This window comes from Bordetella genomosp. 12 (genome assembly GCF_002261355.1).
GTDB lineage: Bacteria > Pseudomonadota > Gammaproteobacteria > Burkholderiales > Burkholderiaceae_B > Bordetella.
The window spans coordinates 585,973-598,507 of the sequence record NZ_NEVU01000002.1 but is presented as its reverse complement, the minus strand read 5'-3'; the positions used below and the strand labels follow the sequence as shown (position 1 = coordinate 598,507).

Annotated in this window: 9 protein-coding genes and 1 tRNA gene; 5 read left to right on the top strand and 5 right to left on the bottom strand. The window is 63.1% G+C overall.

Translation table 11 applies throughout. From position 1 onward, the window contains the following. Positions 1–24 precede the first annotated feature (24 nt). Positions 25–1,317, top strand: a complete 1,293-nt coding sequence (locus CAL22_RS08105; protein ID WP_432264294.1) for a YeeE/YedE family protein — start codon at positions 25–27, stop codon at positions 1,315–1,317. 151 nt (positions 1,318–1,468) lie between these two features. Continuing rightward, on the top strand, positions 1,469–3,127 hold the full coding sequence (locus tag CAL22_RS08100) for an FMN-binding glutamate synthase family protein (RefSeq protein ID WP_094812069.1): 1,659 nt from the start codon (positions 1,469–1,471) through the stop codon (positions 3,125–3,127). On the opposite strand, the gene CAL22_RS08095 is transcribed toward CAL22_RS08100, so the two are convergent. Beyond that, a complete protein-coding gene (locus tag CAL22_RS08095; protein ID WP_094812067.1) occupies positions 3,124–4,512 on the bottom strand; it encodes a phospholipase D-like domain-containing protein in 1,389 nt (462 codons plus the stop codon). The two genes, CAL22_RS08100 and CAL22_RS08095, sit on opposite strands and share 4 nt — an antisense overlap. Next, a complete protein-coding gene (locus tag CAL22_RS21280; RefSeq protein ID WP_244193814.1) occupies positions 4,500–5,066 on the bottom strand; it encodes a hypothetical protein in 567 nt (188 codons plus the stop codon). Before CAL22_RS21280 ends, CAL22_RS08095 begins: the two co-directional genes overlap by 13 nt. Before the next feature lie 262 nt (positions 5,067–5,328). On the opposite strand from CAL22_RS21280, the gene egtD reads away from it, so the two are divergent. The 3 genes from egtD (at position 5,329) to CAL22_RS08075 (ending at position 7,861) form a co-directional block, all read left to right on the top strand. After that, entirely contained in the window at positions 5,329–6,342 is a 1,014-nt protein-coding gene (gene egtD / locus CAL22_RS08085; protein ID WP_094812065.1) for an L-histidine N(alpha)-methyltransferase, read from the top strand. A gap of 11 nt (positions 6,343–6,353) precedes the next feature. Beyond that, complete coding sequence (gene egtB / locus CAL22_RS08080; protein WP_094812063.1) at positions 6,354–7,670, top strand: ergothioneine biosynthesis protein EgtB; 1,317 nt, start codon at positions 6,354–6,356, stop codon at positions 7,668–7,670. 114 nt (positions 7,671–7,784) lie between these two features. Further along, positions 7,785–7,861: transfer RNA gene (locus CAL22_RS08075), tRNA-Met, on the top strand. A 445-nt stretch (positions 7,862–8,306) separates the two neighbouring features. Here the strand turns inward: CAL22_RS08075 and CAL22_RS08070 are convergent. The 3 genes from CAL22_RS08070 to CAL22_RS08060 all read right to left on the bottom strand — a co-directional run bounded on the left by CAL22_RS08070 (position 8,307) and on the right by CAL22_RS08060 (position 12,418). Further along, entirely contained in the window at positions 8,307–10,727 is a 2,421-nt protein-coding gene (locus CAL22_RS08070) for a TonB-dependent siderophore receptor (RefSeq protein WP_244193813.1), read from the bottom strand. A 201-nt stretch (positions 10,728–10,928) separates the two neighbouring features. Further along, the gene (locus tag CAL22_RS08065; RefSeq protein WP_094812059.1) at positions 10,929–11,900 is read right to left on the bottom strand and encodes a FecR domain-containing protein; all 972 of its coding nucleotides are present in this window, start codon (positions 11,898–11,900) and stop codon (positions 10,929–10,931) included. An 11-nt stretch (positions 11,901–11,911) separates the two neighbouring features. Next, a complete protein-coding gene (locus CAL22_RS08060) occupies positions 11,912–12,418 on the bottom strand; it encodes a sigma-70 family RNA polymerase sigma factor (RefSeq protein WP_094812057.1) in 507 nt (168 codons plus the stop codon). Positions 12,419–12,535: the final 117 nt, after the last annotated feature.

Below are 12,535 nucleotides of genomic sequence, written 5' to 3'. Positions count from 1 at the left end.
CAATAAATAATTGTTTTTTATTATTTGTTCGGACTCCTATACTGCGATTTTGGGGCGCCTACGCGCCCCATTTCCGCCGCTTTTTTGCGTGTATCCATGAGCACACCCGCCTCCACCCTGCCCTTTCCCTCTGCCGCCATCCAGATCAACCGCAAGCCACTTTTGGTCGCCTTGCTGCTGGTTCTGGCCGGTGCCATCTACCTGCTGCAAACCGTCAGTTGGCGTCAGAGCGCGCTGTGGATCGTGGGCGCCCTGCTGGGTGTGACGCTCTATCACGCCTCTTTCGGCTTTACTCAAGCCTGGCGCGTCTTCGTCTCCGATCGGCGGGGCGCCGGCCTGCGTGGGCAGATGGTCATGCTGGCTTTCGGCGTCATTCTGTTTTTCCCCTTTCTGGCCTCGGGCACGCTGTTCGGCATGCCGGTCAACGGCCTGGTGTCGCCCCCGGGTGTCTCCGTATTGCTGGGAGCTTTTCTGTTCGGCATCGGCATGCAACTGGGCGGCGGCTGCGCGTCGGGCACCTTGTTTGCGGTCGGTGGCGGCAACACCCGCATGATCGTCACCCTGTTGTTCTTCATCATCGGGTCGGTGCTGGCAACGGCCAACTTCCCTTGGTGGTCCAACCTGCCGGCGCTGCCCCCCACCTCGCTCATCAAGACCTGGGGCTTGCCCACGGCCCTGGTGGCGAATCTGGCGGTATTCGCCTTCATTGCCTGGCTGACCACCGTGCTGGAAAAACGCCGGCACGGTCATCTGATTTCCTCCGCGGCGCACACCAGCCGGCCGGCGACCCTGCTGCAAGGCCCCTGGCCGCTGGTTTGGGGCGGTGTCGCGCTGGTCATTCTCAACTTCGCCACCCTGGCGCTGGCCGGCCGCCCCTGGGGCATCACGTCGGCCTTCGCGCTGTGGGGAGCCAAGACCCTCGACGCTTTCGGTGGCGATGTCTCCACCTGGGCCTATTGGACCAAGCAACAGGCCGCCCTGGCCGCACCGGTCAGCCGCGATGTCACCTCGGTCATGGACATCGGCCTGATGCTGGGCGCGCTGGCCGCTGCATCGGCCGCAGGCAAGTTTGCCCCCATCTGGAAGGTGCCGGCCCGCTCGCTGGCGGGCGCCATCATCGGCGGCTTGTTGCTGGGCTACGGTTCGCGCCTGGCATTCGGTTGCAACATCGGCGCCTATTTCAGCGGCATTCTGTCGGGCAGCCTGCATGCCTGGCTGTGGCTGCCGGCCGCCTTCCTGGGCAGCGCCCTGGGCGTGCGGCTACGCCCCTACTTTGGGCTGGCGGTCGAGAAAACCCCCGCGCCGTCGAGCTGCTGACAACGAAGCGCGCACAGCGCGACGCCCCCGCAAGCTGGAGCAGATCCGGCCTGCGGGGGTTTTTTTCTTGGGAGCGCGCGTGCGCCCCATTGAGAGAGGTGTCAGGGGATTCTGTTAAGGTTGGCGGCAAATCAGTACCTCGGAGACGCATATGCACTGGATCGCTGGCCGCTACTCGGCCTTCGCCCTCATTCTCATAGGCACGGCAGCGAGCATCGCCCTGGCAGAACTGCGCGGCCCCGCCTGGCTTTGGGCAGCGTTGCCGCTGGCGGCACTCAGCCTGCTAGGGGTCTATGACCTCATCCAGACCCGCCATGCGATTCGCCGCAACTATCCCGTCATCGGCAATCTGCGCTTTCTGTTCGAATTCATCCGTCCGGAAATCCGCCAATACTTCCTGGAAGACGACACCAACGCCGCGCCCTTTTCGCGGGCCCAGCGCTCCATCGTCTATCAGCGCGCCAAACAGGAGATCGACAAGCGCCCGTTCGGCACGCAGGAAGATGTCTATGGCGATCGGTATGAGTGGATCAACCACTCCATGTCGCCCTCCCATATCACCGAACCCGATTTTCGCGTTCAGGTAGGCGGGCCGGATTGCACCCAGCCGTACGCCATGTCGGTTTTCAATGTCTCGGCGATGAGCTTTGGCGCCCTGTCGGCCAACGCCGTGCTGGCCCTCAATGACGGCGCGCGCATCGGCAATTTCGCCCATGACACCGGCGAAGGCGGCATCAGCCGCTACCACCGCCAGCCGGGCGGCGCGCTGATCTGGAATATCGGCTCGGGCTATTTCGGATGCCGCGACGAGCAAGGCAATTTCTCCGAAGAGGCTTTCGTGCGTAACGCCTGTACGCCGCAGGTCAAGATGATCGAGATCAAGCTTTCTCAAGGCGCCAAGCCCGGTCACGGCGGCATTCTGCCCGCGGGCAAGGTCACGCTCGAGATCGCCGAGGCGCGCGGCGTGCCCGCCTGGCAGGACTGCAACTCGCCGTCCAGCCACAGCGCGTTCGATACGCCGGTTGGCCTGATGCATTTCGTGGCGCGCCTGCGCGAACTGTCGGGCGGCAAACCCGTCGGCTTCAAGTTCTGTATGGGCCATCCTTGGGAATGGTTCGCCATCGTCAAGGCCATGCTCAAAACCGGCATTACACCTGACTTTATCGTGGTCGACGGCGCCGAGGGCGGCACGGGCGCCGCGCCGGTGGAGTTCGTCGATCATGTGGGCACCCCGCTGCGCGAAGCCTTGCGGCTGGTTCACAACACCCTGGTTGGCGTGAACCTGCGCGACCGCATCCGCATCGGCGCCTCGGGCAAGATCATTACCGCATTCGACATGGCGCGCGTCATGGCCATGGGCGCGGACTGGTGCAATGCCGCGCGCGGGTTCATGTTTGCCATCGGTTGCATCCAGGCTCAGGCCTGCCATACCGGCAAATGCCCGACTGGCGTGACCACGCAAGACCCCGTGCGGCAACGCGCCCTCGTCGTGCCTGACAAAGCCCAACGCGTGGCCCACTTCCACCAGAACACCCTGCATGCGCTGGCCGAACTCCTCGAGGCCGCGGGGCTCACGCATCCCAATCAGCTTCGCACCCACCATATCGCTCGCCGCATTTCGTCCAGCGAAGTGCGCCTGCTGTCGGCGCTGTTTCCCGAGCTGACGCCGGGCGAACTGTTGCGTGGCGAGTTCCGCCACAATGTGTTCAAGGTGGGCTGGAGCATGGCGACGGCCGACTCTTTCCAGCCTGTCACCGACATCACCACCGCGCTGGCCGAACTGCAGCGCGATCATGCCCAGCCGGCCTAGAGCCAGCGCTCGAACAGGCGCGAAAATGACTCCATGAAGCGGTCGCCCGCCGGGCGATCGCCCCATTGCGCAGCGTCCACCCGGACCGAAGCCTGCCGGTCGCGCTCGAACAAGGCTTCCATTTCCTGCGCGAAAGCCGGTCCCAGGACGACAGCATTGATCTCGTAATTCAAGCCGAAACTGCGCCAATCCATATTGCTGGACCCCACGGTGGCCCAGACGCCGTCCACAACCGTGGTTTTGGCGTGCAGCAGCGCGTCGCGCCGCTCATAAATTTTCACGCCCGCTTGCAGCAGCGCCGTGTAATGCGAGCGGCCCGCGTGCCAGACGATGGCGCTGTCGCTAAAGCCGGGCAGCACGAGCACCACATCCACGCCGCGGCGAGCGGCCTGGGCCAGGGCCTGGACAAACGCCGGATCCGGCACGAAGTAAGCCATGGTGATGTGAATGGCATGTTGCGCGCTCTCGAAGGCCGACATCAGGGTGAGATAGACCGCATACCCATCCTGACTTTGCGGATCATTGGCGAGAATCCGCAACACCGTATCGCCCTGCCGAGGCACGACGCGCAGAAAACGCCCCCCGTCCAGCGGCGGCCCGCGCTGCGCCTGCCAGCCGGCCAGCAACACTTCCTCGATCTGTGTCACGGCCGGCCCGCGGACCTCCATATGCGTGTCGCGCCAAGGTGCTTGCCCCGGCTCGTCGCCCCCGGGCGAACTGCCCGAGGCCGCATACACATCGCTGACATTGATCCCGCCGAGAAAGCCCACCTCGCCATCAACGACCAACAACTTGCGGTGATTGCGCTGATTGGGCGACCAGCCCTTGCGCGACCGCACCGGGTTGACGGGGTTGAAGACCACCACCTGCACACCCGCGGCCCGCAAGCGATCGAAAAGCGACTCGGGCGTCTGCAAGGTGCCCACCGCGTCGACCGTGACCGCGACGGGCACGCCGCGCTGGCGCGCCGCGATCAGCGCACTGACGAACGCCTCACCGGCCGCTCCTTCGTCAAAAATATAGGTTTCCATGTGGACATAGCGCGCTGCCCGCTCGATGGCGTGCAGCATGGCCGCATACGCGGCCTGCCCATCGGCCAGCAGTTTGACCTCATTACCCGGCACGAGCGGGCTGCCCGAGATGGCGCTTTCGACGGCCAGGTGGCGCGCCAGAAAACGGGCTTGTTCGGAGGCGCCCTCAGCGCCAGCCGTGCGTGCGGCGAGACGCTGACCCGCCAATTGGCTCTGGCGGGCCGACCCCGCCGACAATGCCGCCTGCTCCCGCCGCTCCTGCAGCACACGCGGGCTGGGCACGCTGGCGCAGGCTGCCAGCAGCAGCAACAGACAGGACAGGCCGCAGCGCGCGAACCTGCTCAGCTCTGCCATTGCGTGCGGCGCGCCTGACTCATGGTGTGATCGCGTGCCGCCCACCCCACCGGGGCACGGCCGAGATGTTGCTGCCGCTGAATATGCCGCCCGCCCGCATCATTGAGCAAGCTGAGCACGGCCAGCTCTTCATCCGGATGCACCTGCGCGGCCAGCACCACGCCGCGGCTCACGGCCTCATCCTCGGCCTGTGCCAGCCGCAAACGGGTCAGCCGCAAGGCACGCAGCAGGAAAATGGCGCCCGCCATGGCACCGAGATAGGCACCGACGGCTGCCCCGATAAGCATCAACCCCACGTCCGCGGCATGCAGCAAAAGCGGCGTGAAGGCGCCCAGGATGGCGCCCAGCATGGCCAACGCAGCGGCGGTAGCGATGGCCCCATACCGGGCCGAGGGTGAACGTAGATCTGTCCCCCGGCGGCTATACACCGGTTGACGGCTATCCTCCAGTAGAAGGCTTACGGCTTGCTCAGCGATCCCGTCGGCGATGAGCGCATGCGCCGCACTGCGAGCCGAAGCCATACTGTCAAAACGCGCGAGCACAATGCGAGTCATATGGCCTCCCTAGCGGAATTACCTGACCCTCATTTTCCCGCTCCCTCGGGCTTCAGTCCTCTGGTTTCGCAACCAGCCGTAAAGCCTTATTTCCGAGGGCCCGGATGCCGCCGCTACAGCAAGACCATGTTGCAGCATGCAACGCCTGCGCAACGCCCGCATTTCGTAAAAATCCATTGCAGGGCAGGGTTTTCCGGTTGACAGCGCGTAGGCCCATCCGCTGACAATGGCTTTTTCCGCGCGACTTCAAAGGGAACCCATCATGGCCCACCCACAGAAGCACCCGCAGCAAGCAAGACCCCCGCTGGTAAGCACCTCCGCTTCGCACACCGCCCGGCTGCGCTTGATAGACCCGGGCCAGCCCCCCAGCAAATCGCCCGAACACCTCGCGCTGCAAGCCGGCTTGCTCGCGCCGGCGGCGCATGTTGACCCCAAGTATCTGTACGACGCCCTGGGCTCGACGCTGTTTAGCGCCATCACGCTCCTGCCCGAGTATTACCCCACCCGGTGCGAAGCGGAAATCCTGGCCGAGCAGAGCCAGGCCATCGCGGCCCGCACCGGCCCGGTGCGCACCCTCATCGACCTGGGCGCGGGGGACTGCGCCAAAGCCGAAAAGCTGCTGCCGGCATTGCAACCGCAGTGCTATATGCCGGTGGATATTTCCACCGACTATCTCCGCCAGGCAGTGCAGCGCCTCACGCGCAGCCATCCCGATCTGGAGATTGTCCCCATCGAACAGGATTTCAGCGGCGGATTGCGCCTGCCGGCGTTCACCGCGCCGCAAGACCGCCTGGTGTTCTTTCCGGGCTCGAGTATCGGCAATCTGGACCGCCAACGCGCCCTGGCGCTGCTGCGCAGCATGGCGCAACTCGGTGCCCAGGCGCTCATCGGCGTGGATCGCATCAAGCCGCGCGACATTCTGGAGCAGGCTTACGACGATGCCCTGCATCTGACCGCGGCCTTCAACCTCAACCTGTTGCGCCACGTCAATCAGATCCTGCAGAGCAACTTCGACGCGCGCGATTGGGAGCATCTGGCGCGCTACGATGCCGCCAAACAACGCGTGGAAATGCATTTGCGTGCCGTGCGCGAGGTGCAGGTGCAGTGGCCGGGAGAACGCCGGCAATTCCAGCCTGACGAAACCATCCATACCGAAAGCTCATACAAATACAGCACCGAGGACTTCCAAGCCTTGCTGCATGAGGCGGGCTTCAGCGAGGTACAGCACTGGTCGGATGCGCGCGACTGGTTCACCGTCTATCACGCTCGCGTCTGACGGTGCCGCCCATGCCTATCCGCCCTTTCGCCGCCGACCCCCTGTCCTGCGCATTGACTCACCCGCTGCCGGCCGCCCCGCCGGCTGACTCCGCAGCGCGGCTGCTGCACCTGCGCGCAGCCACCGAAGCGCTGGCCGCGCCGCTGTCGCCGGAAGACTGCCAGGCTCAGTCCATGCCCGATTGCAGCCCGGTCAAATGGCATCTGGCACATACGACATGGTTCTTCGAGACCTTTATCCTGGCGCGTCAGGACCCGGGCTACCGCCCCCGGCACCCCGAATATCGCGTGCTGTTCAACTCCTACTACCAAAGCGTGGGAGACCGGCACCCCCGGCCCCAGCGCGGCCTGCTCACCCGGCCCAGCCTCGACGCCGTGATGGCCTACCGCCATGAGGTCGAACAGGCCGTGGCCAATCTGCTGGCGCGCAGACCCGATGACCCCGCCCTGCACCACATGGTCGAGCTGGGCATGAACCATGAAGAGCAACATCAGGAACTCATCCTTACCGACCTGAAACACTTGCTGTCCTGCAACCCCTGCCTGCCGGCCTATTTGCCCGCCCCCGTCCTGACGCTGCCGCCAGGCACCCCGGCGGGCTGGACCTACTATGCCGGCGGCCAGACCCGCATCGGGCACACCGGGCCCGGGTTCGCCTTCGACAATGAAGGCCCCGCGCATGACGTGCTGCTGCCGCCTTTTCACCTGGCCAACCGACTGGTCACCCAGCACGAGTACCTCCAGTTCATTCTCGACGGCGGCTACCGCCGCCCGGAGCTCTGGCTCTCGCAGGGATGGGATCTGGTGTGCGCCCAGGGGTGGCGCGCCCCGCTTTATTGGCAAGGCCAGAAAGACGAGTGGCAGGCATTCACCCTCGCCGGCTTGCAGGCGCTGGATCTACAGGCGCCCGTGTGCCACGTCAGCTACTTCGAGGCGGACGCCTATGCCCGCTGGGCGCGGGTGCGCCTGCCGCGCGAAGCGGAATGGGAACTCGCCGCCAGACGCCATGCAGGCGCGGCGCCCAACCTGCTCGAAAGCGGCCGTTTCGCGCCCTGCCCCGCGCCGCGTCCAGGCATGGCGGGCGGCCCGGTGCAGTTCTTTGGCGACGTCTGGGAATGGACCGCGAGCGCCTACGACGCCTATCCCGGTTTCAAACCGGCCGCCGGCGCCATCGGCGAGTACAACGGCAAATTCATGTGCAACCAGTACGTCTTGCGCGGCGGCTCCTGCGTCACCCCCGCGCGCCACATCCGCAACAGCTACCGCAACTTCTTCCCGCCCGAAGCGCGCTGGCAATTCAGCGGCATCCGGCTGGCGCGCGACAACTAAATACAATCGCGAGAGTGCACTTGCACACGGAAAAATCTTTGTGCTAGAATTTCGTTCTTCGTTGATCACGCAGTGCTTGCGAGGTTGGCGAAAAAATGCAGCGCAAGCCGCATTGGCGCATTAGCTCAGCCGGTTAGAGCGACGGAATCATAATCCGCAGGTCCCCTGTTCGAATCAGGGATGCGCCACCAAGAATTCAAAGGCCCGCAATCGCTTGCGGGCCTTTTGTTTTGCTTCGCAATATTCCTTCCGCTTCGCCATTTCGCACGGTGTGATCGATTGCCCTGCCCGTGCATCCTGCCCACGCCAAAACACAGCATAAATGATGCCTCAGTAGACGGGCCTCAAGTGCCACAGGCTGGCAGGCTACCAAGCGTAGGCCGGCGCCGGGTGGCATTTTCTAACGCTCCGCTGATCGGCCGTCCCGGCCCCCGCTTCGCCTCATTGACGAGGGGGCCCCCTTGCCTTTCCAAGAAAAAAGCGCTGCTACCCTAGGGGTAGCAGCGCTTGCTGGCCATTGACTCGGCCGGCTGCCACAGGCGCGGCGATCATCGCGGGGCGGTCGGCGCCTCCGATAAAGCCTGAACACCTTATCCTCTTGCACGAGGTGTTCAAGCCGGATCAACGCCCCCTCATTTACCAACGGTAGTTCAGCGTCCCGACGATGGTACGGCGATTGCCGTAAAACACGGATTGATCATAGAAGCCCGGCGTGAAATAGCGTTTGTCGAACAAATTGGTCGCGCTCAAAGAGGCCCGGAAGCCTTTCAGGCTGGGGCTCAACTGCCCCAGGTCATAGCGCAGGATGGCGTCAAACAAGGTGTAGCCCCCAATTTTGACGGTATTGGCCGCGTTGTAAGACGAGCCCACATATCGGATACCGCCGCCAATCTCCAACCCGGCCAGAGGGCCGCCATGGATCGCGTAGTCAGCAAACAAACCGGCCATATGGCGCGGCACCGAAGCAGGATGCAGGCCTTTTTTGCTGATCCCGGTGACGAGGTTGGCATTGTCTTTGGTGATCTCGGCATCGACATAGGTATATGAGGCGCCGACATTCAAACTTGGGGTCAGCGCGGTCTTGGCCTCCAGCTCCAGTCCTCGGGAGCGAACCTCACCATCTTGCACCGAATATCCGGAATACAGCGGGTCGGCGGTGGAGACATTCGACTGGGTCAACTGGAACAGGGACGCCGTGAGCAAGCTGTCGGAGCCGGGGGGCTGGTACTTCACGCCCACTTCATACTGCTTGCCTTTGGTCGGGTCAAACGTGCCACCCCCGCGAGCCGGGGCCAAGGTGCCCGAACCGGGTTGGAACGACGTTGAATAACTGAGATAAGGCGCAACGCCGTTATCAAACAGATAGGTCAGCCCGGCCCGGCCGGTGAGCGCTTCTGAATCGACTTTGCTCGCGGCATGCGACAGATAATCGGTCTCTTTGTTGGTAGCCCAATCGTAGCGGCCACCCAGCGTCAGTATCCAGCGGTCATAACGCATCTGGTCTTGCGCGTACAAACCCGTTTGATAAACCTGGCTTTTGCCATCGACCGATTTGAAGCTGTTCCAGGTGGTGGTATTGGTATAAACGGGATTGAAGATATCAATCGTGCCGTTAGTGCCGCCCCGGCGGGATTCCCGGCCGGAGTAATAGCCATAGTCCAGCCCGGTCAGTACCGTGTGCTGGATCACCCCCGTGGAAAGGCGGCCTTCGATGCTGGTATCGATGAGGAAGGTATCGGTGCTTTTCGGTCGGTCTTGCATGCCGAACGTGTAGTAGCGGCCGCCCGTGAGTTGTGCGCTATTGCGCGCGCCACTGGAAATGTAATCCACGTCGGAATGCAGATATCTTGCTTTCTGACGAATGGTCCAGTTCTGCGAGGCCTGATGTTCGACATCATAACCGACCGACGTATTTTCAACCGTGTAATGCGTTAAATCCGGTTGGCCCAGGAAGACGTCGGACGGGAAACGGCCAGCCGGGTTGTCTTTGACCGTCCCGATCAGCGGGAGGCTCTGCTCTGAGCCGCCACGCTTGGACTTTTGATAGCTGGCGTAGACCGTCACGCTCGTCTGGTCGGTGGGCCGCCATGTCAGCGACGGCGCAAAGTACAGGCGGTCATCGGGTGAGTGATCGACTTGGGTGCCGCTGTCGCGGGCAACGCCCGTAACGCGGTAAAGCCATTTTCCCTCGTCATCCAAGGGCCCGCCGAAGTCGAAGGCCGCCTGACGGCGATCGAAATTACCGCCCTGCAATTCGATCTCATGCAGCGGTGTTTCCGTGGGGCGCTTGGTTCTCATGTCCACCAGGCCGCCCGGCGAAATCTGGCCATACAGGACCGATGACGGCCCCTTGATGACGTCGATGCGCTCTAAGCCGTATGTCTCGATGTCGATGTCGTACTGATTGAACCCGGCACGCAGGCCATCGCGATAAGTAGAGAACAGGTTAAAAGCGCGGAAACCCCGCAGATAGATATCGGGCGCACCCTGACCACCCGGGTAGTCGATGGCGCGAATCCCTGGCGTATAGGCAACCGCGGCGTTGAAATTCTGAACACCGCGCTGATCCATCTCCTCACGCGTGACGATGCTGATCGCTTGCGGAATTTCGATGATCGGGGTGTTGGTTTTCATCCCCGTGGAGGTGCGCAATGCCACGAAGCCATCGCCTTCTGAAGCCCCGGTGGAGCCCGTCACTGCGACCGTCGGCAAGGTCGCAACCGCACCCGTCTGGGGTGCGGCACGCAAGGTATAGGCGCCCTGGTCGCCGCGCACGGCCTGCAGCCCGCTGCCCGCCAGCGCGACCGCAAAGCCCGCATCGACCGTGTACGTCCCGTGCACGCCCGCGGAATTCAGGCCGCGCGTTTGCGCACTGTCAAACGAAATGGCGACGCGCGCCGCGCTGGCATATTGGCTGATCACTTGGGTCAGGGAGCCGGCAGGAATATCGAAGCGCCGGGTCGCACTGTCGGACACGGCGTTGACCGATTGTGCATGGAGCAAGGGTGAGGCCAGCGTGGCCGATGCCATGAAGAGCAGCGCCAGCTGCGACGGCATGGTACGAAGGCGAAAACGCAGGGGCGGGACAGCGGGAACGGACCGACTAGCTGACATGAAGTCTCTCAGATGAACATGAAATAAGGGATCTGCCTGAGAGGACGAGCGAGGCGAGTCAAATGCGCAATTTTTTCGAAAAAAAATTCCGAGGCGATGGCGCGGGCCCGAATCGTGGGCGATAAGTGGGCGAGGAGTGGGCGACTAGCGGGCGACGAGCCGCGTCCAGTAACCCAGAAACCGCGATGCCTTGATTGGGAAGCTTTGCGTGAGGGACGCCAATGCCTGATCGGTATTGTTCAAGGGGAATGAGCCCGAGACCAGCAAATGCGCGATGTCCGTATCACACGTCAGGCCGCCGCGCCGGTATCGGCCCAATTCGGCGGCCAGCTCGCCCAGCGGCATGTCGAATACCACCAGGTTCCCCGTCACCCACGATGCCGTGGTGAGATCGCTGTTCTGAGGCGGCGAAATGGCGCTGTCGCTAAATTGTGTTTGCTGGCCGGCGTGCAGGGTCAGGGTGTCGTGCCCCTGATTCGGGGCAATCCGAACCGATTTCTCCAGGACAGCGACGTTCGTCCAGTCGCCTTCGGCTTTGACGGTGAAGCGGGTACCCAGGGCAATCACCGTACCTTGGCGCGTCCGCACGATAAAGGGGCGAGGCGTATGGTGGGGATCGGGGTGCGTCGTGACGAAGATGGCGCCAGACCGTAGATCCAGAATGCGCGCCTCTGCGTCGAACGTGACGTCTACGGCGGTATCCGTATCCAGCAGCATGGATGAGCCGTCAGCCAATGATATGTTGCGCCGCTCACCGACCGCGCTGCGGTAATCCGCTACCCAGCTATGCCAGGGCAGCGTCTGCCAGCCCAGCCACGATGTGCCTCCCACGCCCGCCAGCAGGCCGATGCTGCTTAGCACCGCACGACGCGTTACCTTGGTCGCGGCAAGGGTAGGCCGGGCGATACTGCCCGGCAGGCGACCGAGTTGACGGCAGACTTGTTCGACTTTGTCCCAAGCGGCGCGGTTGGCATCGTTGTGGCCAAGCCAGTGACGCCATGCTTGCTGGTCTTCCTGGCTGACCGTTTCTGAGCCTAGCCGCACATACCAGGCTGCGGCTTCGTTGATCGCCCGCAGGGCCTGCGCGCTCGGCTTTGACGTTGCGTCCGAAGGCATGACGGCGGCCCCTACGGTAGCAGCAGGCAGCAATGCGTCATTGCTCGGGCCAAATAATTGTCCACGGTGCGGCGCGATACCCCTAAACGGCTTGCGATCTCCGCGTAGGGCAGGTCTTCGCATTGCGCCATCAGAAAGGCTTGCTTGACCTTCACACCGAGCCCATCGAGCATCGTGTCAATGTCCATCAGCGCACTACGCAGTACGGCTTGGTCTTCCAGCGAGGGAACCTCTTGGGGCGGGAGCGCGGCGAGGACTTCCAGATAGGTGCGTTCCAAGGTTTGACGTCGAAAAAAATCGATCATCAAGCTCTTGGCGATCGTGGCGAGATACGCCCGGGGTTCACGAATGGGGGTACCGGGAGGGATGCTGCCGATGTCGCCACTGGGGTTGGTGTGCGTCTTGAGCACGCGCACGAAAGTATCCTGCACCAGATCTGCGGCATCGAAAGGGTCGCCCACGCGGCGGCGCAGCCAACCCAGCAGCCAACGATGATTGGCGCTGTAAAGCGTGTGCATCGATGATGCGTCGGCAGGGGGTGTGGCGGGCATCAGATGCTCCGGATTGACAACAAATAATGAGAATTAATATCAATTTTCCAATAAGGACATTGATATTGGCAAGTTTTTGTCCCC